Origin of the sequence: Nonlabens sp. (assembly GCF_051251825.1) — a bacterium.
GTDB lineage: Bacteria > Bacteroidota > Bacteroidia > Flavobacteriales > Flavobacteriaceae > Nonlabens.
Genome location: NZ_JBPOGG010000002.1, coordinates 266,597 through 292,382, shown reverse-complemented (window position 1 = coordinate 292,382; position 25,786 = coordinate 266,597). Strand labels below are relative to the sequence as shown.

Here is a 25,786-nt window from a genome sequence, read left to right as displayed (position 1 = left end):
AGCGATTATGTCAAAGTTTGGGGAACTTATTAGTACAGACGTGCCAGTTTTACTCAATTTCTTTACAGAGTGGAACGAGGATTCTGCCAGTATGCACGAGATTTTAAGAAATGTTGCTGCAGCTTTAGGTGATCATGCAAAAGTCATTAAAATCAACGTTGATAAAAATCAGGAGCTTTGTGATGCACTGCGCATTAAAGGATTACCTACTCTCATTATTTATAAAAATGCAGAGATGAAATGGAGGCAAAGTGGTGTCCAAGATCCTAACGCACTGATCACGTTGTTGAAGCAGTATGCTTAATAACAGCTGTTTGAAATCCTTCTTTTTTTAAAAATTTAAAATACTCTGGTAATATTTCTTTGAGTTTTTCATAAGCTTTCTCACTATCGTGAAAAACGATGATGCTTCCGTTTTTGGTGTTCTTTTTAAGATTTATCAAACAGGATCTAGAAGTTCTTTTGTTGTCAAAATCTCCAGAAAGAACATCCCACATTACAATTTTATAATCTAAATCTCTAAGTCCACGTGCCACACTACTCTTGATTCTACCATATGGTGGACGGAATAGCTTTGAGTCGATGACTTGTCCAGCCTTTTTCACATCAGTTAAGTAAGTGATTGTTGAAGTTTTCCAACTATTCAAATGATGAAAAGTATGATTTCCTACGGCATGCTCAGATTGTAATAGTTCTTCATACACCTCAGGATGTTTTTGCACACAGTCACCTATGCAAAAAAACGTCGCTTCAAATTGATGCTTTTTCAGTTCGTTCAATACAAATGGTGTGACGACTGGATGTGGTCCATCATCAAAGGTGAGGTGAACAATTTTCTTATTGCGTGAACCATGCCACTGGTATCCTGTAAATAAACTGGAAAACCAGTCTTTTATAGTATCAGGATACCAATGCATTTTTTTAAGGAGTATTTTGAGGATCTACCTCTATAACTTCTTCAGTTTCGGTATTATCTGGAGAACTATTTAAGGCTTCTTGGAAGATATTGTCGAGTTCGCCAGTTGGGAATTCTTCTCTACCATTACCACCTATAACTTCATCGGGACTATAGAATTGGGAAAATTCTAGCACGTATTTATTAAAGATGTCTTTATGCTTTTTAACCATCATATCATCCTCATAGAATATAGCAGACTCAACAAGACTTCTATAACGTTCTACAGCTGCTATTATATCTGAGTAATTTCCTCTACGTTGTTCAAGGTCTAGAGATTTATAATAATCTATTTCATCTTGATACTTTAAAATGACACGATCTAGTAAATCACGAGCTTTATCAGTTTTCTTTACTTCATAATAACCATTCACAAATGGTTCTATCATTGAGTAATGACCAAAAAGATCTAATGGCATTTGTTCCATACCCAAGTCTAGAATCTCCTCAGCTCTTTTATAGTCACCAGCTCTAGTAAGTGCCTCTGCAACTCTGGTCACATTACTGCGATAACCTACGCTATTACGACGCGTTTCTACGTCGTGATAAATGTTAGGATCACTACTATTTCCCCAATCCCAGTTCATGAGAATCTCATAACCATGGTCAGCATCTACACGGCCCATGTCAAATGGATCTCGTCTATTTTCAGGCTCTGTTTTAATAGGTAATAATCTAAAGGCACAACCATCCAGTTGTAAATAATCCTTCATCCATATATAATCATCATCACCAAATGCTCCACCAGAGAAATAAATAGGACGTTCCCAGTTATTTGCATTTATGATATCTAGCATAAACATTCTATTCTTATAGACTAGGTTGCTGTTGATTTCTATGACAATTTCATCTACAATCTGATCAGCATCTTTTTGTGGAACCACACCATTTTTAAGAACAGCTTCCTTATTTACTGGAATACGTATAAATTTAGTTGGGAAAGTATGTTCCCAGTGCTCATTGCGCATTTGTTCTTGAGTAATCTTCTTATCGCTCGCAACCCATTCCATCCAGTCTTTAAGGTCTAATGTGTCTGGTAGAAAACTTTTGCCACCGGTGCGTTGAGCGATGCGTTCTTTGTCTGCAAACCATAGTGCATCACGAGTCCCGTAAGTATATTTATCGTGAGTAAGAGTGGCTGGAACAGGCTCGCTATCCCATGCTTTTTTCTTCATGTCATCCATGTACCAATCGGTTGCAAGTAATGAAGTACACACTACACGCACATCAGTACGATAACCTTCAACTTCTTGTAAATACCATAATGGGAATGTATCATTATCTCCTATAGTAAAGATGAGTGCGTTAGGCAAACAGCTGTCTAGATATTTTTTTGCACTGGCAAATGCTGTGTACTTCCCAGAACGATTATGATCATCCCAGTTTTGAAAAGCCATTAATAAAGGAACTGCCATAAAGCAAACTACCAGAGTAAGTGACTGTGCAACTTTTCTAGAAATAGAATTCTTGATACCTTCATAAATCGAGTAAACACCCATTCCTATCCACATCGCAAATACGAGAAAGGAACCTACATAAGCATAATCTCGTTCACGCACTTGATACATACTTTGGTTCAAGTAAACGATAATGGCAAGTCCTGTAAAAAGGAATAGAACCAGCGTCACATAAAAGGATTTCAAATCTTTACGAGCATGGAAAATCATTCCTATCAACCCTAGAATAAGCGGCAAAAAGAAGTAAGTATTGCGGCCTTTATTGTTAAGCATATCTTCAGATAAGCTTTCTTGATTCCCTAAACGTATCTCATCTATAAAAGAAATCCCACTGATCCAGTTTCCATTAAACGGTCCACCTTCACCTTGTATATCATTCTGTCTTCCTGTAAAATTCCACATGAAGTATCTCATGTACATATATTGTACTTGATAATTAAGGAAATAAGACGCGTTATCTAGTCCATCTGGTTTTTCAATGACCACAGCGTCTCTCAGTTGCACTAAGAAATCTACATATTCTTCGGCATCTATTCTACGGTTATCATAATTACGTTTATAGTCTGCTAGAACAGATAGTAACTCTTGATTTGTCGAGTACTCAGGTTTAATATGATAATTTAAACCTCCCATAAAATCTATATAATTACTAGCTCTAGATGGATCTGTCATACGCGGGAACAATCCTTTATGATCATCATGAGTATTTTGAAGCGAATTAGTATAATTGTTTACGATCACATATTTACCTAATTCATAGTCCTTTTCGTATTTAGGTTTCTCATCTAGGTAAGGCTTGTCTGGATCTAACCCAGCATAGATATCTGTGAACGCTTCTCCATAAAATAAAGCTGGTGCCGGATACTGCTCACGATTATAATAGGCAAGTAATGCACGTGCATCATTAGGATTGTTTTCATTGATAGGAGTACCAGCATTTGCTCTTATAGGTAACATCGTCCATGAAGAAAAACCTATTAATATGAACATAACACACAGCGTAATGGTATTAAGCAATGGTTTATTATGCTTGCGCGAAAAATGAATCAGAAAAACAAATAGCGCTACAACGAGTAATAGCATTATAATAGAGCCAGAGTTAAATGGCAACCCGATATCATTTACAAAAAACACTTCCATATAACCAAAAATGGATAGGGTATAAGGAAGAAGTAATTTGAATACGAAAAGTAAAACAGCGACAACGGCAATATTTGCAATTACAAAATTAGCTACTGTGATTTTTTTATAGTGTTTGAAATACCATAACAGACCTATTGCAGGAATGGTAAGTATCCCCATAAAGTGTACACCAAAAGAAAGTCCTACTACAAAAGAAATAAGCACCAACCATTTGTTACCACGAGGCAAGTGCATATCACGTTCCCATAATAATCCCATGTAAAACAATGCACTCATTAAAAGTGCAGCAGGTGCATAAACCTCTGCCTCAACAGCGTTGAACCAGAAACTATCTGAAAAAGCATAAGCAAGACTACCTATAGCTGCAGCGCCCAATACCATGACATCATTACTGGATTCTTTTAAAATATGTCTCTTGAGTAATAGAGTAAGCGACCAGAACATGAATAATATAGCAAATGCACTTGAAAAGACAGACATCAAATTCACCATATAAGCAACATTGCTAGGGTCTATGGCAAACATTGAGAAAAACGCACCTAGCATTTGATAAAGTGGTGCTCCTGGTGGATGACCTATCTGTAATCCAGAGGAAGTAGCAATGTATTCACCGGCATCCCAGTAACTCACAGTAGGTTCAACAGTGAGCCAATAAGTGATTAATGCTATGGCAAAAACTGCCCATCCTGTAATTTTATTAAGTTGATTATAGTTCAATTTCATAGTTGTAGTTAGCTATTGCGAAAATAATATTAATATGTCTAAACTAAGTGGCACATCCCAACTTCCTCAGTTGCAAATGAATTACTTTCTAAATGGACTTATTGTTAACGTGCAAAATTTAAAAATTGATACAAATCAATAAAAAAACTTGATTCTGTTTGTTCAAAAATATAATTGTTTTAAATTTGCATCCCATTTTGTCCCATGGTGTAATGGTAACACTCCGGTTTTTGGTACCGTCATTCAAGGTTCGAGTCCTTGTGGGACAACTTGTAAATCCCGAATCAATTTTTGATTCGGGATTTTTTATGAAATAAAATGACCTAGGACGAGAAGTTTATGCCGCACTTGTTGCGGTAAGTCCTTGTGGGACAACTTGTAAATCCTGATTCTTAATTGAGTCAGGATTTTTTTATGTATTGTATTTAATAAAAAAGCACCTTCTGTATGAAGATGCTTTTTATTAGTTAGCTTTCGCGAAAGCGTAATAATTATCTTATTTTATTCTAAAAGTAACAACTGGTAGCGAAGAGTGGTTTACTATATCTTCACTCACACTACCATTAAAGAAGTGCGATAGACCACGGCGTCCATGGGTTGCCATTCCTATAAGATCACCTTTAATATCTTTGGTAAAGTTAAAAACTCCTTCCTCGATAGAGAAATCATTATAAATGGTGAAGTCTGTAGGTTCAACATTTACCTCTTTAAGGTATTCTTTTACTTTTTGCTCTGCCTTTTGAGAGTTTAAAAAGTTAGATGGAGTGTTTACATAAAGTAAATGTAGGTTACAGTGAGTGCCTTTGGCAAACTTAGCCGCTTCTTGTAAAGCTCCTGCAGACTCTGGATCAAGATCAGTAGCAAAAACGAAATCATTTACATCCAGTCTTTTTTTACGATCTTTAATTACAAGTACTGGAATTTCAGAATTACGCACGATTTTCTCAGCATTAGATCCTATGAAAATATTCTTCATGCCGCTTGCGCCATGACTACCCATAACAATAAGGTCAGCGTTGTGTCTTTTAACAGTGTCCATAATACCGCTAAATGCAGCGCCAGTTTCAACGTCTCCATGGATAGTTACACCATTAAGATAATCTGCTTTTAAAAGATTATCAAATTTTTCCTTAGCCAGTTTCATAAAAAACACAGCTTCTGGCATGCTTGAACTAGCGTTATTTGCAAGGTGTAGTGGTAAATCTAGTTGATGGAGTAAGAAGATTTCACCATTATTTTCTCTGGCTATATCAGCAGCAACACGTAGTGCGTTATCTGCTTGCTCAGAAAAGTCGGTAGGGACTATAATTTTTTTCATTTGGTTAGATTTTGGGGTATAAATATAAGGAATTCAGTTTCAAGTTCCCAGAGATAAATATCACTTGCAAAAGCCTAAAAAAGTAGTATATTTGCAAAGTATTTAAACAATATGAGGGGACAGATGTCCCCTCTTTTTATAAAATATGCTGAAAGAAAAAGTACAAGACCTGTTAGATGATGCCTTTGAGGAACGACCAGATTTGTTCCTTATGGATATGACTATTGATGGTGATAACGAGATTAAGGTTATCATAGATGGAGATGAAGGAGTTACTGTTAAGGACTGTATTTTTGTTTCTAGAGCTGTTGAACATAATCTAGACAGAGATGAGATTGATTTCTCACTTGAAGTCGCAAGTTGTGGAGCAAGTGCGCCACTTAGTTTTCCTAGACAATTTAAAAGAAATGTAGGAAGGCAGCTAGAGGTTATAGATAGAGAGAAGAATAAAGAGACTGGTGAGCTAGTTAAGGCAGATGATGAAGGAGTTACTATTGAGTGGAAAGCTCGTGAGCCTAAACCAGTAGGGAAAGGTAAGGTAACAGTTCAAAAAGAGTGGTCGATCAAGTATGACGACATTAAACAAGCAAAAGTGATTATAACATTTAATTAATAAGTGAATATGGAAAATCTCGCATTGATCGAGTCTTTTTCTGAGTTTAAAGATGATAAAATGATAGATCGCGTCACGTTGATGGCGATCTTAGAAGATGTTTTTAGAAGTGCTCTCAAAAGAAAGTACGGCGATGATGAAAACTTTGACATTATTATCAATCCAGATAAAGGAGATTTAGAGATCTGGCGTAATCGCGTCGTGGTTGCAGATGGTGAAGTAGAGGATGATAATTCAGAAATTGAATTAACCGCAGCCCGCAAAATCGAACCAGATTACGAAGTAGGTGAAGATGTAGCTGAAGAAGTGAAGCTTATACAGTTAGGAAGACGTGCTATTCTTGCATTAAGACAAAATCTTATAGCAAAAATTCATGAGCATGATAATACTAACATATACAAGCACTTCAAGGAATTAGAAGGTGAATTGTATAGTGCAGAGGTTCATCACATACGTCACAGAGCAATTATCCTATTAGATGATGATGGAAATGAAATCATCATGCCTAAAGACCGTCAGATTAGTTCTGACTTCTTTAGAAAAGGAGAAAACGTAAGAGGTATTATTGAAAGTGTTGAATTAAGAGGTAATAAACCTAACATCATTCTTTCTCGTACATCTCCTAAGTTCTTAGAGAAATTGTTTGAGCAAGAGATTCCAGAAGTTTTTGATGGTTTAATTACAGTTAAAGCTGTAGTGCGTGAGCCAGGTGAAAAAGCAAAAGTCGCTGTAGATAGTTACGATGATCGTATCGATCCGGTTGGAGCTTGTGTAGGAGTTAAAGGTTCTCGTATTCACGGTATCGTGAGGGAACTGGGTAATGAGAATATAGATGTTATCAATTGGACTGCAAATACGCAGTTATACATCGCCAGAGCTTTAAGTCCTGCCAAAATTATTTCTATGGAAATAAATGAGGAGACTAAAAAAGCAGAGGTGAAGTTGAATCCTGAAGAGGTTTCAAAAGCAATAGGTAGAAGAGGACACAACATTAGATTAGCTGGTAAATTAACTGGTTATGATATAGATGTAATACGAGATGGTTCTGAAGAAGATGTTGAGCTTACAGAGTTTAGCGATGAAATCGAATCATGGGTTATAGAAGAATTCAGTAAGATAGGTTTAGATACTGCAAAGAGTATCCTAGAACAAGATATTGCTGATTTAGTAAAGCGTACCGATTTAGAGGAAGAGACAGTCGTTGGGGTTGTTAATATTCTCAAATCAGAATTTGAAGATTAGTTAAAATAAAAGTCAATCCATAACCATTTATGGCCGAAGTAAAAAATATGAGACTCAATAAGGTGCTGAGAGAATTTAATATCTCTCTGGATCGTGCTGTGGAACATTTATCCTCTAAAGGAATAGAAATAGAGGCAAGACCTACCACAAAAATCGATGCAGATGTATACAAAGCATTAGCAGACGAGTTTCAAACTGACAAGAGTAAAAAAGTTGCTTCCAAAGAAGTTGGAAAAGAGCGTCGTAAAGAGCAGGAAGAACTGCGCGAGAAACGCGAGAAAGAGCAGGAAGAGAAGCAAAAAAGACAAGAGGTTATAAAAGCTAAGGCTACCCTAAATGGTCCTAAACAAGTCGGTACAGTAGACCTGTCTGGCGGTTCTAAAACTGAAAAACCAGCTGAGGTTGAAAAACCAGTTGAAAAGAAAGTTGAGCCAGTTAAACCTGAAGTGGAACCTGAGCCAGAAGTGGTTTCAAATAGACCTAAAGTTCAGGAAACTAAACTTAAAGGTAAAATTGACTTAGAGCCTAAAAAGAAAGCTCCTAAGAAAAAAGAAACTGCAGCTGAAAAGCCTAAAGCTTCAAAACCTGTTGAAAAGAAAGAATCTTCTGTAGCAAAAGCTAAAGAAGAAACTAAGCCTGTTGAAGAAAAGAAAGTAGATGCAAAAGAACCAGCAACTGCTTCAACTCCAGCTGAAGACGCGCCTGCTGCTGAAGGTTCTCAAGAGCCAGAAAAAATTAAAACTGAGTATCAAAAACTCGGTGGTTTAAAAGTCACAGGTAAAACAATTGATCTTTCTCAATTTAAGAAACCTAAGAAAAAAGAAGACGCAAGAAAAGGAAAGCGTAAGAGAATTACTAAAGCACCTGGTGCATCAGGATCTGGTCCAGTAGGTAATCGTGGCGGTAATAATCGTCGTGGTGGTCCTGGTCAAAAGCGTACTCCAATTGTGAAGGCTGAGCCTACTGAAGAAGAAATTCAAAAGCAGGTAAGAGAAACTCTTGAAAAACTTCAAGGGAAATCCTCTAAGTCTAAAGCAGCAAGATATCGTCGTGATAAAAGAGATTCTCACCGTGAAAAAGTAGAGGCTCAAGAACAAGCAGATTCAGAAGAAAAAATCTTACAAGTAACAGAGTTTGTTACTGTAAGCGATATTTCTACCATGATGGATGTAGCGGTTAACCAAATTATTGGTGCCTGTATGTCTTTAGGAATGATGGTAACGATGAACCAAAGATTGGATGCAGAAACGATTTCGATTGTAGCTGAGGAATTTGGTTTTGACGTAGAGTTTGTAAATGCAGACATTGAAGAAAGTATCACTGAAGTTGTAGATAATGAAGAGGACTTAGTGCCTCGTGCTCCTATTGTTACTGTAATGGGACACGTTGATCACGGTAAAACGTCTTTACTAGATTATATACGTGAAGAGAACGTAATTGCAGGTGAAAGTGGTGGGATTACTCAACACATCGGTGCTTATGGTGTTCAACTTAAAGGTGGTCAAAAAATTGCATTTTTAGATACACCTGGTCACGAAGCATTTACAGCGATGAGAGCTCGTGGAGCTCAAGTTACTGACCTTGCTATAATCGTAATTGCGGCCGATGATGATGTGATGCCTCAAACTAAGGAAGCAATCAGTCACGCGCAAGCTGCTGGTGTTCCTATTATATTTGCTATTAACAAAGTAGATAGAGAAGCAGCAAATCCTGAAAGAATTAAAGAAAAACTAGCTCAAATGAATCTTCTCGTTGAAGATTGGGGTGGAAAAATTCAATCTCATGATATCTCTGCAAAAACCGGTCAAGGTGTTGAAGAGTTATTAGAGAAAGTATTGCTTGAGGCAGAAATATTAGATCTTAAAGCAAATCCAAATAAGCCTGCAATAGGAACTGTAGTGGAAGCGTTCCTTGATAAAGGTCGTGGATATGTATCTACGATATTAGTTCAAGCTGGTACATTAAAAGTAGGAGATTATGTTCTTGCTGGACGTAATCATGGTAAAGTTAAGGCCATGCAAGATGAACGTGGTCATAACGTAGAGGTTGCTGGTCCATCAACTCCTGTTTCTATACTAGGTTTAGATGGAGCACCTACAGCAGGTGATAAGTTCAATGTATTTGATGACGAAAAAGAAGCAAAAGATATCGCTTCTAAGCGTACTCAATTACAGCGTGAGCAGTCTGTAAGAACACAGAAAACATTATCACTTGATGAGATAGGTCGTCGTATAGCATTAGGAGACTTTAAAGAATTAAACTTAATACTTAAAGGAGATGTTGATGGTTCTGTTGAAGCATTAACAGACTCATTCCAGAAGTTATCTACTGAAGAAATACAAGTTAATATTATACATAAAGCCGTTGGTGCAATTACTGAGAGTGATGTATTGCTCGCTTCAGCATCAGATGCTATTATTATAGGATTTAACGTGAGGCCTCAAGGAAATGCTAGAACACTAGCAGATCAAGAAGAAGTTGATATCCGTATGTACTCAATTATCTATGATGCAATTAATGATCTTAAAGATGCAATGGAAGGAATGCTTTCTCCAGAGTTGAAAGAAGAGATCACTGGTAATGCAGAGATTAGAGCTACCTTCAAGATATCTAAAGTTGGTACTATTGCAGGTTGTATGGTTACTGACGGTAAGATTTATCGCAATAGTGGCGTGAGATTGATACGCGATAGTGTGGTAGTTTACACTGGTGAGTTATCTGCATTAAAACGTTTCAAGGATGACGTGAAAGAAGTTGCAAAAGGATATGAATGTGGTATGCAAATAAAGAACTATAACGATCTTCAAGAAGGTGATGTTATAGAGTGTTTCAGAGAAGTAGAAGTGAAGAAGAAGTTGAAGTAAAAACTCTTCATTTAGTTATATTAAAAAAGGCGATTTCAAATGAAATCGCCTTTTTTTTATTAGTGATATTTTCTTTTAAGGTTTAAGGATAAAAGCATTTGGGAATTCCTTTTTAATTTCAATTAGTGCTCTTTCTGCTTCTAATTTGTTTCTATAACTTCCTACCCAAATTTTAAAATTAGGAGCTTCATATTCCATGTTTGCTTCCCAAGACATTGATGTAGATTCATAAGACGCTTTGGCTCTTTTTGCACCATCAATCTCTCCATAATAGAGTTGTATAGTGAATCTGTCTTTGAATTTACCTTCTTTATCCATTGAAATCTTCTTTGAAATAAGATTTTCAACTTTAGATTCTTCAATTTTATCAGGGCTTTGCGCTTTCACTATCGAGCCAGTTAGAATCAATACTAAGACAAGTACTATTCTTAAATTCAGTTGCTTAAACATATTTTTAATTTTTAAAGAATTCGCTTTCGCGAAAGCGTGTTTATTTAGAATTAATATAAATTATTTTGTTGAAAATAACTGCTGCAAAATTAAAGACTTTATACCTTATTTTTGCGGCAGCATTTACGATACAGTAAAATACTGTAATTATTGTGCCAAATTTATTGCAATATTCAGTAAAAGACATGATAAAAAGGAAATTACATTTTTCCGCTTGGCAATTTATACTTGCGTCTGTTTTTGTAACGTTTTCAACTTTAAACGTTTACGGTCAGGATGCGGCCACTAGTGATGGCGAGCCAGCGGCACCTGTAGAAGCAGCATCCGGTAATGGAAACGCTGTGGCAGGAGAGGCTTTGTTTAAAGCAAACTGTGCTGCGTGTCACAAACTTTATAAAAAGGCAGTAGGTCCTGCACTTAATGGAGTTTCTCAAAAGTACGAGCGTGAGTGGTTGTATAAGTGGATTAACAACTCTGCAGCTTTGATTGCTAGTGGTGATCAACGAGCACTTGAAATCTATAATGAGTACAATCAGTCTAACATGAACTCGTTTGAGCAGTTGACTACTGTTGATATTGATAACATTTTAGCTTATACAGACACTCCTAAGCCTGCACCTCAAACTGCGGTAGTTGACGGCGGTGCTACAAATTCAGGTCCAGCCGATAATTCATTAAATAGTATAGTTCTTGCGGCTCTAGCATTAATATTGGTATTGCTTGTTGCATTATTATTTGTTGTAAACAATACTTTAAAGCGTTTTGCTGATGCAAATGGTATTCAAACTGATGTAGCTGAAGAAAAAGATGAACGTCGCCCTATTTGGAAAGCGTTTGTTGAGAATCAATTTTTAGTATTGGTTAGTGCTGTTTTCTTGTTATTAGTGAGTGCTTATTTTGCTTACGGTGCGATGATGTCTGTAGGAGTTGATCAAGGATATGCTCCTGTTCAACCTATTCACTATTCTCACAGAATCCATGCTGGGACAAATGAGATAGAATGTAAGTACTGTCACTCTAGTGCACGTGAGTCTAAACATTCAGGAATACCTTCATTGAATGTTTGTATGAACTGTCACAAATCAATCGGTGAGGTGGCAGATGCTACTTATCAAGAAGGAATGAGTGAATATGGAGTAGATTATAACAAAGAGATTCAAAAGTTATATGCAGCTACAGGTTGGGATTCAGACGAGCAGAAATTTACTGGTGAAACTAAACCAGTAAGATGGGTTCGTATTCATAATTTACCTGATTTAGCATACTTTAATCACGCACAGCACGTAACTGCTGGGAATATTGCTTGTCAGCAATGTCACGGACCAGTTGAAGAAATGGAAGTGATGTATCAGTATTCACCGCTTACTATGGGTTGGTGTATTAACTGTCACAGAGAAACTAACGTAGATCTAGCTAATAATGGATACTACGAAAAAATTCATGAAGAATTATCTAAAAAACGTGGTGGTAAGCAACTTACTATAGCAGATTTAGGTGGTCTTGAATGTGGTAAATGCCACTATTAATAAATAGTTTTAGAGAGATATATGGCTACTACTAAGAAATATTGGAAAAGTACAGCGCAACTCGATGAAAGCAATGAGATTGTAAAAAATCTTGAGCAAAACGAATTTGCGACACCTATTCCTACTAATGAATTTTTAGGAAATGATGAGGTAATGGAGGAATCTGCTACAACTCGTCGTGATTTCCTTAAATATGTAGGTTTCAGTACTGCTGCTGCATCCCTTGCAGCTTGTGAAGGACCAGTAATTTATTCTGTTCCTTACGTAAACCAACCGGAGCAAATCATTCCTGGAATGGCAAACTACTATGCTACTACCATAGCAGATGGTTTTGATTTTGCAAGTATTCTTGTAAAAACACGTGAAGGTCGTCCTATTAAAATTGAAAGTAATAGAGACGCTGAGTTCCGTGGTCATGCAAATGCGCGTGTACATGCCTCAGTTCTTTCTTTATATGATAATAATCGCTTAAAAACACCATTAGTTAACAAAGTAGAATCTACTTGGGAAACTCTAGATAATGAGGTTGCCTCAAAATTGAGCAATTTAAATGGTAAGTCAATTGCTGTTTTAACGCAAACTTTTGCTAGTCCTTCTACAGCGGCAATTATTGAAATGTTTAAGGAGAAGTACACTAATGTGCGTCATGTAACATATGATGCAGTTAGTGAAGATGGAGCGTTAAATGCATTTGAAGCAAAATATGGAGTAAGAGGTCTTGCAGATTACGATTTCACAGATGCTGAAACTATTGTTTCAATAGGAGCAGATTTTGTTGGAAACTGGCAAGGTGGAGGATTTGATAAAGGTTACTCTGCATCAAGAGTTCCTTCAAATGGTAAAATGTCTCATCATGTACAGTTTGAGTCTAACATGACTTTGTCTGGTGCAAATGCAGATTTACGTTACCCAGTAACACCTACAGAACAAAAATATATTCTTGCTGCACTATACAGTAAGCTAGTAGGTGGAGCGGCAAATGTTTCATTGAGTGATAAAGTTTCAAAGGTAGTTGAGCAAACGGCTCAAAAACTATCTAAAGCAGGTAGTAAAGCCGTAGTGTTATGTGGTCTTCCTGATCAAGCGGCACAACAATTAGTTCTTGCTATAAATGAAAAATTAAACAGCACTATAGTTGATACTGCAGCACCTATCTTGACTCGTCAAGGTAGTCGTTTAGCTTTGGAACAATTAGTAAAAGATATGCAGGCAGGCTCAATTGGAGCTTTGTTTATAGCAGGTGTTGATCCTATCTATAGTTATGATGATAGTGACGCTTTCGCGAAAGCGATGGAAAAAGTATCACTTAAGGTATCATTTGCCTCACGTGAAGATGCAACAGCTCAGAAATGTGATTACGTGGCAACTACTCCTCACTATTTAGAGTCTTGGGGTGATACTGAAATTAAGAAAGGTTTAGTTTCTCTTGCACAGCCAACTATCCGTCCAATATTTGATACTCGTCAAATGCAGGATACATTATTGAAGTGGTCAGGAAGTGATGAGACTTATAAAGATTATTTAAAAGAAACATCTGTAGCCGGCGGAGCAAGTTGGTCTAAGGCTTTACAAGATGGTTTTTTCATGTCAAATGGAACGCCTGCTGCTTCTGGATTCACAGAAATGGCAGCTCCTATTTCAGATAGTAACGCATTATCTCAAATGGCTGGCGCAAAAAAACCTTCTGGTTTTGAATTGATATTATATACTAAAACAGGTTTAGGTGATGGTTCACAAGCAAATAACCCATGGTTACAAGAGCTTCCTGATCCTATTACGAGAACAACTTGGGATAACTACGTTACTATTTCTCAAAAAGATGCTGAGCAATTAGGTATTGAAAATGAGAATGTAGCAAATGGTGGTTTGAATGGTAACTACGTAGTTGTAAAGATGAATGGTGTGGAACGTAAGTTGCCAGCATTAATTCAACCTGGTCAGGCACAAGGAACTATAGGAATTGCATTAGGTTACGGAAAAACAGCAGCTATTCAATCTGAAATGCAGACTGGTGTTAATGCATATCCGTTTTATAAAGGTGGTTCTGCAGTACAAGCAGTAACTGTTGAAAACGCTGGTGGTTCTCATGAATTTGCATGTACGCAATTACAAAATACTATGATGGGTCGCGATATTATTCGTGAAACAGATCTAGCTACTTATATTTCTGGAGATAAACATGAGTTTAATCCAGTTCCAGAAGTTTCTTTAAATCACATTGAAACTCCAGTGACTTCACCAGATGTAGATTTATGGACAAGTTTTGATCGTTCAACAGGTCATCACTTTAACATGTCTATAGATTTAAATGCTTGTACCGGTTGTGGTGCTTGTGTTATAGCATGTCATGCAGAAAATAACGTTCCTGTTGTAGGTAAAAGTGAGGTTAGAAAATCTCGCGATATGCACTGGTTACGTATTGATAGATATTATTCTTCAACTGATAGTTTTGAGGCAGATGAAGAGAAGAAAGATGGTTTTGATGGTTTATTTGGTGATAATGGATCTTTAGGAGGTTTTGGTGAGTTAGAACAACCAGCAGACAATCCGCAAGTTGCTTTTATGGCCGTAATGTGTCAACACTGTAATCATGCGCCTTGTGAAACGGTTTGTCCAGTCGCAGCATCTTCACACGGTCGTCAAGGTCAGAATCACATGGCATATAACCGTTGTGTAGGTACACGTTATTGTGCAAACAACTGTCCGTATAAAGTGCGTAGATTCAACTGGTTCTTATATAATGGGAATGATGAATTTGATTATCACATGAATAACGATTTAGGTCGCATGGTAATCAATCCTGATGTTACTGTAAGATCTCGTGGTGTGATGGAGAAATGTTCTATGTGTATGCAAATGACACAAATGACAATTCTTGAAGCTAAGAAAGATGGTCGTATGATTAAGGATGGTGAATTTGCAACTGCATGTTCAAACGCTTGTTCAAACGGAGCAATTAAGTTTGGTGATATCAATGATAAAGATGCAGAGATAACCAAACTTAAAAATAGTGATCGTATGTATCACTTACTAGAAGAGGTAGGAACTGAGCCTAACGTGATTTATCAAGTTAAGGTAAGGAACTCATAAATAATTAAGGAAAACTAATCAATACATTATGGCTCATTACGAAGCGCCCATAAGAAGAGCTCTAGTTACAGGAGATAAGACGTACTCAGACGTAACAAGAGATATCGCCGCACCAGTAGAAGGTGCTGCTAATAAACAATGGTGGATTGTATTTACAATAGCCCTTGTAGCTTTTCTTTATGGAATAGGTTGCATTATTTATACGATCTCTACCGGTATCGGTGTTTGGGGTCTTAACAAGACTGTAGGATGGGCTTGGGATATTACTAACTTCGTTTGGTGGGTAGGTATCGGTCACGCAGGAACATTGATTTCGGCGGTACTATTACTCTTCCGTCAAAAATGGAGAATGGCAATTAACCGATCTGCAGAGGCGATGACTATTTTCTCTGTAATTCAGGCTGGATTGTTTCCTATTATTCACATGGGTCGTCCATGGTTAGCTTATTGGGTATTACCTATTCCTAACCAGTTTGGTTCTTTATGGGTAAACTTTAATTCACCACTTCTTTGGGATGTATTTGCAATTTCGACATATTTATCAGTTTCATTAGTATTCTGGTGGACAGGATTACTTCCTGATTTTGCAATGATCCGTGATAGAGCAATCACACCTTTTAATAAAAAGATTTACGGTATTCTTTCATTTGGATGGTCAGGTAGAGCAAAAGACTGGCAGCGTTTTGAAGAAGTATCATTAGTTCTTGCAGGTCTTGCAACTCCGCTAGTACTTTCAGTACACACGATTGTATCTTTTGACTTTGCAACGTCAGTAATTCCAGGATGGCATACCACTATTTTCCCGCCTTACTTTGTAGCAGGTGCGGTATTCTCTGGATTTGCAATGGTAAACACGCTTCTTATAGTTATGAGAAAAGTGGTAAACCTTGAAAATTATATTACTATTCAACACATCGAGTTAATGAACATTGTAATTATGATTACAGGTTCTATAGTAGGTGTGGCTTATATCACTGAGTTGTTTGTTGCATGGTATTCAGGAGTAGAATATGAGCAGTACGCATTCTTGAATCGAGCTACTGGACCTTATGCATGGGCTTATTGGGCCATGATGACTTGTAATGTATTTTCTCCACAATTCATGTGGTTTAAGAAATTAAGAACTAGTATCATGTTCTCCTTTGTGATTTCTATCGTTGTAAACATAGGAATGTGGTTTGAGCGTTTTGTAATTATTGTAACTTCTCTTCACAGAGATTACTTACCATCTTCTTGGACTATGTTCTCACCTACATTTGTAGATATAGGTATTTTTATAGGTACTATTGGATTCTTCTTTGTACTCTTTTTATTGTACTCTAGAACGTTCCCAGTAATAGCACAAGCAGAGGTGAAATCCATCTTAAAAGCTAGTGGAAGTAAATACAAGAAATTAAGAGAACAAAAAGGAACTAACATTCAATCGGATACCGCTTCGGGCGATCCTATAGCTCATCCTTCAAAGTAGTAATTATGTCAGATAAAACTATACATGCTCTTTATACTGATGATGATGTTTTACTCGGTGCAGTAAAACAAGTCAGAGAACAGCATTATCATATCGAGGAGGTTTTTACACCTTTTCCTGTGCACGGATTAGAAAAAGCGATGGGTATTGCAGACACACGTCTAGCGATTAATGCTTTCCTATATGGAATCATTGGTTTAACCGTTGCGACTGTTATGATGAATTATATTATGATTCAAGATTGGCCGCAAAATATAGGTGGAAAGCCTAGCTTCTCTTACTTAGAGAATATGCCAGCATTTGTGCCTATTATGTTTGAATTAACAGTATTTTTTGCTGCTCACCTTATGGTTATTACTTTTTATTTAAGAAGTAGACTATGGCCATTTAAAAAAGCTGAAAACCCAGATGTTAGAACGACAGATGACCATTTCCTTATGGAAGTAGATGCAGCAGGAAAGGATATTGAAGAAATGAGCAAATTTCTTTATGACACTGGAGCAGTAGAGATAAAAATAATCGACAAAGAAGCACACTAATGAATAGATATTTTCAAACATTCATTTACGCCTTTGCTACACTTATGATTATATCATGCGGTGGAGATAAAAATGAAGTAGATACAACATCGGGTAGAAGTGTTCAATATTTCCCAAATATGTACGAGTCTGTAGGTTATGAAACTTACCAAGAAGGTCAGATATTCCCTGGGAATGTAGAAGCTCAACTTCCTGTTGAGGGAACAGTAAATAGAGGTTGGATGCCATATGAGTATGAGGATACTAATGATGGATACGCTTCCGCGAAAGCAGAACTAACAAACCCATTACCATATACTGAAGAAAACCTTGCAACAGGTGAAGAGCTTTATAATATTTATTGTGCGATATGTCATGGTAAGAAAGGAAATGGTAAAGGTCATTTAGTAACGACTGAAAAAATATTAGGTGTTCCTTCTTATGCAGATCGTGAGATCTCTCAAGGATCAATCTATCACGTAATGTATTGGGGAATCAATTACATGGGTTCTTATGCTTCTCAAACTTCAATAGAAGAGAGATGGCAAATAGCACATCATGTAGACGCCTTAACAAAGGACTTAAAAGGTCAAGACCGTCAAGAATTTGTTGTTGTTCAAGAAAGTCATGATATGCATGCTGATGAACAAAGCCATGATGTAGAAAATCACGAAATGGATGAACATGGTGCGGAAATGCACGATGAAGATTCACACGATGGTGATCATGACGACAATCAAGAAGAGAATCATTCATCAACAGAAGGCGAGTAATCGACCACGAAATTTGATAATATGTACAAAGTTTCAAGTAAATTAAAAATTTTCGCATTTGTCCTTATAGGATTAGGAGCATTGCTTACTGTAGCTGGTTTTTTAACTGTTCCAGCTTCTGTAGATGATGTAAAAGAAATGCTAGCCGAAGATGCCGCTGCACATGGTGGTAGTCACAGCACTGCGTTAGATACACATCAAGTAGCTGGTCACGGTGATGATCATGCAACTTCTGGTCACGGTAATGATGCACATGCATCTTCTCATGATGATGAGCACGCAAATCACGTGTTTCATCAACTTACTAATAAACCATGGTCTGCTGTTTATGTAGCCTGTTTCTTTTTCTTTATGATTGCTTTAGGTTGTACAGCATTTTATGCAATACAAAAAGTCTCTCAAGCCGGATGGTCTCCTGGACTATTTAGAGTTATGGAAGGAATCAGCAGTTATCTTTTAGTAGGTGGTATCTTAATGTTTATACTTCTATTGCTTAGTGGATTTCACGTAAACCATATTTTTACATGGATGGAACCAGGTATAGACGAAGTTGGTCATGAAAATTATGATGCTTTAGTAGCTGGTAAAACAGGATTCTTAAATGTTCCTTTTTGGTTAATTAGAGCTGCAGCATTCTTGATAGGTTGGAACTTATACCGTTGGAGCATTCGTAGAATTTCATTGAAGCAGGACGAAGAGCCAGAAGGTAATGTATGGTACAAAAAAGGATTTAAGCAAAGTGCCATCTTCCTAGTATTCTTTATCGTTACAGAGTCTATTATGTCTTGGGACTGGATTATGAGTTTTGATCCACACTGGTTCTCAACATTGTTTGGATGGTACGTGTTTGCAAGTATGTTTGTGAGTGGAATTACTGTAATTGCCTTAGTTACTATTTATTTGAAATCGAGAGGTCATTTAGAATATATTAATGATTCTCATATCCATGATTTGGCAAAATTCATGTTCGGGATAAGTATTTTCTGGACTTACTTATGGTTCTCACAATTTATGTTGATCTGGTATTCAAATATTCCAGAAGAAGTAACATACTTTATTACTAGAATTGAGGACTATAACATACTGTTTTTCGGTATGGTAGCAATTAACTTCTTATTCCCGTTATTAATATTAATGAATTCCGACTTTAAACGTGTGAATTGGTTTGTGGTTACTGCAGGTATATTTATTCTTTTAGGTCATTATATTGACATTTATGTAATGGTTATGCCAGCTACCGTAGGTGAATCTTGGTTCATAGGTATGCCAGAGATTGGATCGTTTATGTTATTTGCTGGAATCTTCTTGCTTGTAGTATTTAATACGATTTCAAAAGCTCCGTTACTTGCAAAAGGAGATCCATTCATTGGAGAAAGTAAACATTTTCACTATTAATTAATTATAGAAACTTATTGAAATGACTGCATTTCTAATCATATTAATTGCCGCTTTATTTGTTATAGCATTATGGCAAATATCCAAAATCGTTCAGCTTGGTAAAACACCAGAGGCATCAACTGCTGATGGTGAAATAGCAAACGATGCTGATAATGATCGTCAAGGAAAATACATGCTTTACTTTGTAATAGCTATGTACATAATGATGATTGCTTGCTTCATCGGTTATCAAGATTTTTTCTTGCCTGATGCTGCTTCTGCTCATGGTGCAGAGTATGACTCCTTGTTATTGCTTACTACTGTTGTAATTATGGTAGTACAATTCTTAACACAAGCTTTATTACACTGGTTCAGTTACAAGTACAGAGGAAAGAAAGGTCAAAAGGCATTGTTCTACGCAGACAACGATAGACTTGAGTTCATCTGGACAGCAATTCCAGTAGTAGTTCTAGCAGGATTAATCTTATGGGGTCTTTTTTCATGGAATGATATTATGGATGTTGATAAACATGAAGATCCATTAGTAGTTGAGTTATATGCTTACCAGTTTGGTTGGAAAGTAAGATATAGTGGTGCAGATAATACGCTAGGTGATGCAAATGTGCGCTTCATTGAAGGTAGTAACATCATAGGTATTGACCCAACTGATGCTGATGGTAAGGATGATATGGTAGCAACTGAGTTGCATTTGCCAGTTAATCGTCCAGTGGTATTTAACTTCCGTAGTCAGGATGTTTTGCACTCAGCTTACATGCCTCACTTTAGAGCACAAATGAATGTTGTGCCGGGAATGGTCACTAAATTTAGTTTCACACCTACCGTAACATCAGAGGATTACAAGTCTACTGAATTTATGACTAAAAAAGTTAGTAAGATTAATGAAATTAGACGACAGAAAAGTAAGGAGCTAGAAGCAGCTGGTGATGTTGCTCTAGATCAATACGAATTTGAGTATTATTTATTATGTAATAAGATTTGTGGAGCATCACACTATAACATGCAAATGAAGATAGTAGTTGAGTCCGAAGAAGATTACAACGAGTGGTTAAAAACTCAAACAACTTTTGAAACAACTTTAGCTAACGCTAAAAACTAAGATATATGGGACAAGCGATTGCAGCAGCAACAGAGCATGGACACGATGATGGACATCACCATCACAAAGAAACATTTGTAACTAAATATATATTCTCTCAAGATCACAAGATGATTGCAAAGCAATATCTTGTAACTGGTCTTATCATGGGTGCTATCGGTATCATGATGTCAGTGTTGATGAGAATGCAAATTGCAAATCCAGCAGAACCTAATGTGATTTTTGAAGCTTTATTAGGTAAATGGGCTCCAGGTGGAATTATGGACCCTAATATCTATTTAGCTCTTGTGACTATACATGGTACTATTATGGTATTCTTTGTATTGACAGCTGGACTAAGTGGAACTTTTTCTAACTTTTTAATACCATTACAAATTGGAGCACGAGATATGGCTTCAGGTTTCTTGAATATGGTTTCTTACTGGTTGTTCTTCCTTTCTTCAGTTATAATGATTGGGTCATTATTTGTTGAGTTAGGACCAGCAGCAGCAGGATGGACTATTTATCCACCGTTAAGTGCAGTAGCTCAGGCTATGCCAGGTTCAGGAATGGGAATGACATTGTGGTTAGTCTCTATGGCAATTTTTATTGCCTCTTCATTACTTGGTTCTTTGAACTATGTAGTAACGGTTATTAACTTACGTACTAAAGGAATGTCTATGACTAGACTTCCGTTAACAATTTGGGCATTTTTTGTAACTGCTATTATTGGTATTGTTTCTTTCCCTGTTTTGTTTGCAGCAGCATTATTATTGATCATGGATAGAAGTTTCGGTACTTCTTTCTTCCTGTCAGACATTTATATTAAAGGTGAAGTACTTGCTCATCAAGGTGGTTCTCCAGTATTATTTGAGCACTTATTTTGGTTCTTGGGTCACCCAGAAGTTTACATCGTATTACTTCCAGCGCTAGGAATCACTTCAGAGATTATTGCTACTAACTCACGTAAACCTATTTTTGGTTATCGCGCGATGGTTGCATCTATTCTTGCGATTGCTTTCCTTTCTACTATTGTATGGGGTCACCATATGTTTATTTCAGGAATGAATCCATTCCTAGGATCTGTATTTACATTTACAACATTGCTTATTGCTATTCCATCGGCAGTAAAAGCATTTAATTATATAACTACGTTGTGGAAAGGTAATTTACAGCTCAATCCGGCGATGTTATTTTCTATAGGACTAGTATCTACGTTTATCACCGGTGGATTAACTGGTATTATCCTTGGAGATAGTACTCTAGATATTAATGTACACGATACATACTTTGTAGTAGCTCACTTCCACTTGGTAATGGGTATCTCAGCATTGTATGGATTATTTGCTGGAGTTTATCACTGGTTCCCTAAGATGTTTAATAAAATGATGAACAAGAATATGGGTTATGCTCACTTCTGGTTAACTGCGATTGGAGCTTATGGAGTATTCTTCCCTATGCACTTTATAGGAATGGCTGGTTTACCACGTCGTTATTATACAAATACAAACTTCCCTTACTTTGATGATCTTGCAGATACTAATCAATTGATTACATACTTTGCTATTGCGACAGCATTGGCACAGTTGATTTTTGTATACAATTTTGTAAAGTCTATTTTCTATGGTAAGAAAGCGCCAGCAAACCCTTGGAAATCTAATACATTAGAGTGGACCACTGGAGACACGCATATTCACGGTAACTGGGATGGACCTATCCCTCATGTACACAGATGGCCTTATGATTATTCTAAGGTAGATGAGAACGGTGAGTACGTCATTCCTGGACAGGATTACGCTCCACAGCATATCCCTATGCAGGATGGTGAAGAAGAAATGCATCACTAGGAAAAAGAATTGATAAAAAAAAGCCGCTATTAAGCGGCTTTTTTTATGCATTTAAATGGGTTAATATTCACCTCTAGCTGGATAGTTTTTGTTTTCAATAAAATCTATAGCTTTAATCACCTCTTCAATATTAGGACGTGTAAATGGCATCGTTTGAACAGATGAGAAATAGAGTGTTCCATCTTCCTTGACAAGGAACATTCCTGGCTCTGAGAATAACTCAGGTTCCTTATCGCTCACTCCTTTTGAGAGATAAAGTCCCCATTGTTTAGCTTGCTTTTCGCTCAACGCATAACCTATAGGTAAATTAGATGTTTCCCATTCCTCACTACTCTTAGTTGCGCGTTCCTCAGTATCCATGCTTACTGCTATAACATGTATACCTCGATCAGTTAATTCTTCAAGATGGTCTGTTAAGCTAGAAAGCTGCTTTTTGCAAACAGGACAATGGTAGCCTCTGTAAAAAACGACCAACGTGTATTTTTCAGTGTCCTGTTTCTTTAAAGACCAATTGGTTCCATTAATTAAATTGAGTTCGAGATCGGGTGTTTGTTCTGTCGGTTTCATTTTTTTATTTTCAATATACGTAGGTAGAGAATCATCCTGTCATAAGGAATTATTAAATAGATTTAAACTTTTGTTATCACGCTTTCGCGAAAGCGTAATAAAATCACTTCCATTTCCTTAAAGCACAAGTTTGAATATTATCTTTGATACATGAACGAAAATCTAGATCCTACCGGTAATCATTTTTCAAATGAGGAGAATGATGTTGAAAGAGCTTTGAGACCACTTAGTTTTGATGACTTTGCAGGTCAGGATCAAGTGCTTGAGAATCTTAAGATTTTTGTTGAAGCAGCAAATCAGAGAGAAGAAGCTTTAGATCATGCCTTATTTCATGGTCCACCAGGTTTAGGTAAAACAACTCTAGCTCATATTCTAGCAAATGAGCTAGGTGTAGGGATTAAAGTAACCTCAGGACCAGTTCTAGATAAACCAGGAGATCTTGCAGGATTGCTCACTAATCTTGATGAACGTGATGTTCTTTTTATAGATGAGATTCATAGGTTAAGCCCTATAGTAGAGGAATATTTATACTCTGCGATGGAAGATTATAAGATTGACATCATGATTGAAACTGGCCCTAATGCCAGAACCGTTCAAATCAATCTAGCACCATTTACTTTAATAGGTGCAACAACTCGTTCTGGATTGTTGACAGCACCTATGCGCGCTCGTTTCGGTATTCAATCGAGATTGCAATACTACTCAACTGAATTACTTTCTACCATTGTTACTCGTAGTGCAGAGATTTTAAATGTACCTATTCATGAAGATGCAGCCATAGAAATCGCAGGCCGCAGTCGTGGAACACCTCGTATTGCAAATGCATTACTACGTAGAGTACGAGATTTTGCACAAATTAAAGGTGATGGAAACATCGATTTAAAGATTGCTAAGTACTCCTTAAAAGCACTTAATGTAGATGCAAATGGACTCGATGAGATGGATAACAAAATACTGTTAACCATTATCGATAAATTTAAAGGTGGACCAGTAGGTTTAACGACTATTGCTACAGCAGTTTCTGAAAGTGCAGAGACTATTGAAGAAGTCTATGAACCATTCTTAATCCAGCAAGGTTTTATCATGCGCACGCCTCGTGGTCGTGAAGTAACTGAGCTTGCATATAAACATTTAGGTAAAACAAAAGGAAACGCATTAGGAGGCTTATTTGAACAATAATGAGAGAAATAGCTCAAATTCCTGCGCTCAAATTCCTGTCTAAATCTCGACAGATATATAAGAATCCGTTGCCTTTTCATAGAGAGAATTTCCAGAAGTATGGAAATACCTTTAAGATAAGTCCTAAGCCAGGACTCATGATTCACTTTACATGTGATGAGAAAATCACGCAGCATATCCTTCAAAAAAACCAAAAGAACTATCATAAATCTACCTTACAAACTGAGGATTTAGGAAAATACATAGGTCATGGATTGCTGACTGAAAATGGTGAGAAGTGGCGAGCAAATCGCAAACTCATCCAGCCAGCTTTTTATAAAAAATCCATCAATAATTTTATGGATACCATGGATGTGGTCATCACAGAAGAATTAGACCGTATTCAACCAGGGAAAGTCACAGACGTTTATGCTATTTTTAATGACTTAGCTTTTAAAGTAGTGGCAAGAAGTCTATTTGATTTTGCTGATATTGAAAATCTAGAGCAAAAAATTTCCAGACTTCAAGAAATTACAGAACAAGCCCAAAAAATGCTCATTAAAGAACTACGTATTCCATGGATGAAGTGGTATTTTGATAGAGAATGGCTTTCAGGAACTAATAGTGTTCCTCATGCGCTGTCATTGATTGATGAAGCTAGAGAATTATTACGCACGATTATCAATAATCGTAGGAATAGTGAAAATGAACCTGGCGATTTGCTTGACATGTTATTGCATAGCACTTATGAAGATGGAAGTCATATGGAAGACGACCAGCTTGTAGATGAAATTTTAGTACTGTTTATCGCAGGCCATGAAACTACAGCAAACGCATTAAGCTTTGCTGCACAGTTACTAGCGCATCATCCAGAGACGATTCAACAAGCTCGAGAAGACATTTCAAAAGCAAATCATGAGGAGACATTAATGAATCAATTAATGGCCATGCCTTACATTAAACAATGTGTGGAAGAAACCTTGCGATTATATCCACCAGCTTATGTAACGGACCGTGTAGCGCTTGAGGCTGACGAATGTGAAGATATCGCTATAGAAAAAGAAAGCATTTGGCTAGTGTCCTTTTATGAGATGCACCGTCGTAAGGACTTATGGGAAAATCCAGAAGCATTTGATCCATCAAGATTTGAACCTCAAAAAGCAAAAGCCTACAGAGATTTCTATTTTCCATTTGGTGCAGGACCACGCATGTGTGTAGGGAATAACTTTGCCATGATGGAAATGATGCTGGTGATAAGAAGAATAGTGGAACGATTTGAATTCACAATCGTTCAAGATCACATAGACTATCATCCATTAATTACCTTGAAGCCTAAGAATGCAAATTTGGTTTTTGAGATGAGAAATTAAAGTTAACTTTTTAAATCTTTGTCATTCCGTTGAAGTGAGGTGCGAGCGCGATATAGAATCTGTTTGTTTTACTCAACAATTCTATTAAAGTCATTCACATTTGCAACGTATTCAAAGTGAAAAGCACGAGATCATTATAATTACCTTTTCGCGCAAGCATAATTCAAACAAATTTCACGGGCTGTAAAAACCCATGTGAACATTATAACTTACTTTTGTTTTTGGACTAAA

The 25,786-nt window shown here is 36.8% G+C and carries 18 protein-coding genes, 1 tRNA gene and 1 pseudogene; 15 read left to right on the top strand and 5 right to left on the bottom strand.

The features are described 5' to 3' along the window. Positions 1 to 7: 7 nt before the first annotated feature. Complete coding sequence (locus ACSHWW_RS03730; protein WP_435681073.1) at positions 8 to 304, top strand: thioredoxin family protein; 297 nt, start codon at positions 8 to 10, stop codon at positions 302 to 304. Here ACSHWW_RS03730 and ACSHWW_RS03725 read toward each other — a convergent pair. Both ACSHWW_RS03725 and ACSHWW_RS03720 read right to left on the bottom strand, forming a co-directional pair. Next, positions 279 to 917, bottom strand: a complete 639-nt coding sequence (locus ACSHWW_RS03725) for a polysaccharide deacetylase family protein (RefSeq protein WP_435681072.1) — start codon at positions 915 to 917, stop codon at positions 279 to 281. The genes ACSHWW_RS03730 and ACSHWW_RS03725 overlap by 26 nt on opposite strands. A 4-nt stretch (positions 918 to 921) precedes the next feature. Next, a complete protein-coding gene (locus ACSHWW_RS03720) occupies positions 922 to 4,278 on the bottom strand; it encodes a protein O-mannosyl-transferase family (RefSeq protein ID WP_435681071.1) in 3,357 nt (1,118 codons plus the stop codon). Between the two features lie 198 nt (positions 4,279 to 4,476). Here ACSHWW_RS03720 and ACSHWW_RS03715 point away from each other — a divergent pair. Continuing rightward, a tRNA-Gln gene (locus tag ACSHWW_RS03715) sits at positions 4,477 to 4,547 on the top strand. A gap of 227 nt (positions 4,548 to 4,774) precedes the next feature. Here the strand turns inward: ACSHWW_RS03715 and ACSHWW_RS03710 are convergent. Then, positions 4,775 to 5,596: a universal stress protein gene (locus ACSHWW_RS03710; RefSeq protein WP_435681070.1), complete on the bottom strand. Its 822-nt coding sequence runs from the start codon at positions 5,594 to 5,596 to the stop codon at positions 4,775 to 4,777. A gap of 145 nt (positions 5,597 to 5,741) precedes the next feature. On the opposite strand from ACSHWW_RS03710, the gene rimP reads away from it, so the two are divergent. The 3 genes from rimP to infB are packed head-to-tail and all read left to right on the top strand — an operon-like array spanning position 5,742 to position 10,315. Further along, the gene (gene rimP, locus ACSHWW_RS03705; protein ID WP_435681069.1) at positions 5,742 to 6,209 is read left to right on the top strand and encodes a ribosome assembly cofactor RimP; all 468 of its coding nucleotides are present in this window, start codon (positions 5,742 to 5,744) and stop codon (positions 6,207 to 6,209) included. A 9-nt stretch (positions 6,210 to 6,218) separates the two neighbouring features. Further along, on the top strand, positions 6,219 to 7,451 hold the full coding sequence (gene nusA / locus ACSHWW_RS03700; protein ID WP_435681068.1) for a transcription termination factor NusA: 1,233 nt from the start codon (positions 6,219 to 6,221) through the stop codon (positions 7,449 to 7,451). 29 nt (positions 7,452 to 7,480) lie between these two features. Further along, positions 7,481 to 10,315 carry a translation initiation factor IF-2 gene (gene infB, locus ACSHWW_RS03695; protein WP_435681067.1) on the top strand — a complete coding sequence of 945 codons (2,835 nt, stop codon included), beginning with the start codon at positions 7,481 to 7,483 and terminating at the stop codon, positions 10,313 to 10,315. Positions 10,316 to 10,390: 75 nt separating this feature from the next. Here the strand turns inward: infB and ACSHWW_RS03690 are convergent, their stop codons facing one another. Continuing rightward, positions 10,391 to 10,765, bottom strand: coding sequence for an SPOR domain-containing protein (locus tag ACSHWW_RS03690; protein ID WP_435681066.1), 375 nt, complete (start codon positions 10,763 to 10,765; stop codon positions 10,391 to 10,393). Positions 10,766 to 10,950: 185 nt separating this feature from the next. On the opposite strand from ACSHWW_RS03690, the gene ACSHWW_RS03685 reads away from it, so the two are divergent. The 8 genes and pseudogenes from ACSHWW_RS03685 (at position 10,951) to ACSHWW_RS03650 (ending at position 22,460) form a co-directional block, all read left to right on the top strand. Continuing rightward, positions 10,951 to 12,291: a c-type cytochrome gene (locus tag ACSHWW_RS03685; RefSeq protein ID WP_435681065.1), complete on the top strand. Its 1,341-nt coding sequence runs from the start codon at positions 10,951 to 10,953 to the stop codon at positions 12,289 to 12,291. 21 nt (positions 12,292 to 12,312) lie between these two features. Further along, a complete protein-coding gene (locus ACSHWW_RS03680; protein ID WP_435681064.1) occupies positions 12,313 to 15,381 on the top strand; it encodes a TAT-variant-translocated molybdopterin oxidoreductase in 3,069 nt (1,022 codons plus the stop codon). A 28-nt stretch (positions 15,382 to 15,409) separates the two neighbouring features. Beyond that, positions 15,410 to 16,801: pseudogene (nrfD, locus tag ACSHWW_RS03675) on the top strand (NrfD/PsrC family molybdoenzyme membrane anchor subunit); the annotation flags it as partial. A gap of 53 nt (positions 16,802 to 16,854) precedes the next feature. Beyond that, positions 16,855 to 17,388, top strand: coding sequence for a DUF3341 domain-containing protein (locus ACSHWW_RS03670; protein ID WP_435681063.1), 534 nt, complete (start codon positions 16,855 to 16,857; stop codon positions 17,386 to 17,388). 44 nt (positions 17,389 to 17,432) lie between these two features. Next, positions 17,433 to 18,140: a c-type cytochrome gene (locus tag ACSHWW_RS03665; RefSeq protein WP_435681062.1), complete on the top strand. Its 708-nt coding sequence runs from the start codon at positions 17,433 to 17,435 to the stop codon at positions 18,138 to 18,140. 21 nt (positions 18,141 to 18,161) lie between these two features. Next, on the top strand, positions 18,162 to 19,535 hold the full coding sequence (locus tag ACSHWW_RS03660) for a quinol:cytochrome C oxidoreductase (RefSeq protein ID WP_435681061.1): 1,374 nt from the start codon (positions 18,162 to 18,164) through the stop codon (positions 19,533 to 19,535). A 22-nt stretch (positions 19,536 to 19,557) separates the two neighbouring features. After that, a complete protein-coding gene (locus ACSHWW_RS03655) occupies positions 19,558 to 20,634 on the top strand; it encodes a cytochrome c oxidase subunit II (RefSeq protein ID WP_435681060.1) in 1,077 nt (358 codons plus the stop codon). A gap of 5 nt (positions 20,635 to 20,639) precedes the next feature. After that, positions 20,640 to 22,460, top strand: coding sequence for a cytochrome c oxidase subunit I (locus ACSHWW_RS03650; protein WP_435681059.1), 1,821 nt, complete (start codon positions 20,640 to 20,642; stop codon positions 22,458 to 22,460). Between the two features lie 60 nt (positions 22,461 to 22,520). Here the strand turns inward: ACSHWW_RS03650 and ACSHWW_RS03645 are convergent, their stop codons facing one another. Then, positions 22,521 to 23,027: a peroxiredoxin-like family protein gene (locus tag ACSHWW_RS03645; protein WP_435681058.1), complete on the bottom strand. Its 507-nt coding sequence runs from the start codon at positions 23,025 to 23,027 to the stop codon at positions 22,521 to 22,523. Between the two features lie 150 nt (positions 23,028 to 23,177). Between ACSHWW_RS03645 and ruvB the strand changes: the two genes are divergently transcribed. Together ruvB and ACSHWW_RS03635 are read left to right on the top strand one after the other, a co-directional pair. After that, on the top strand, positions 23,178 to 24,206 hold the full coding sequence (gene ruvB / locus ACSHWW_RS03640; RefSeq protein WP_435681057.1) for a Holliday junction branch migration DNA helicase RuvB: 1,029 nt from the start codon (positions 23,178 to 23,180) through the stop codon (positions 24,204 to 24,206). Next, the gene (locus ACSHWW_RS03635) at positions 24,206 to 25,555 is read left to right on the top strand and encodes a cytochrome P450 (protein WP_435681056.1); all 1,350 of its coding nucleotides are present in this window, start codon (positions 24,206 to 24,208) and stop codon (positions 25,553 to 25,555) included. The genes ruvB and ACSHWW_RS03635 overlap by 1 nt, the downstream gene beginning before the upstream one ends. Positions 25,556 to 25,786: the final 231 nt, after the last annotated feature.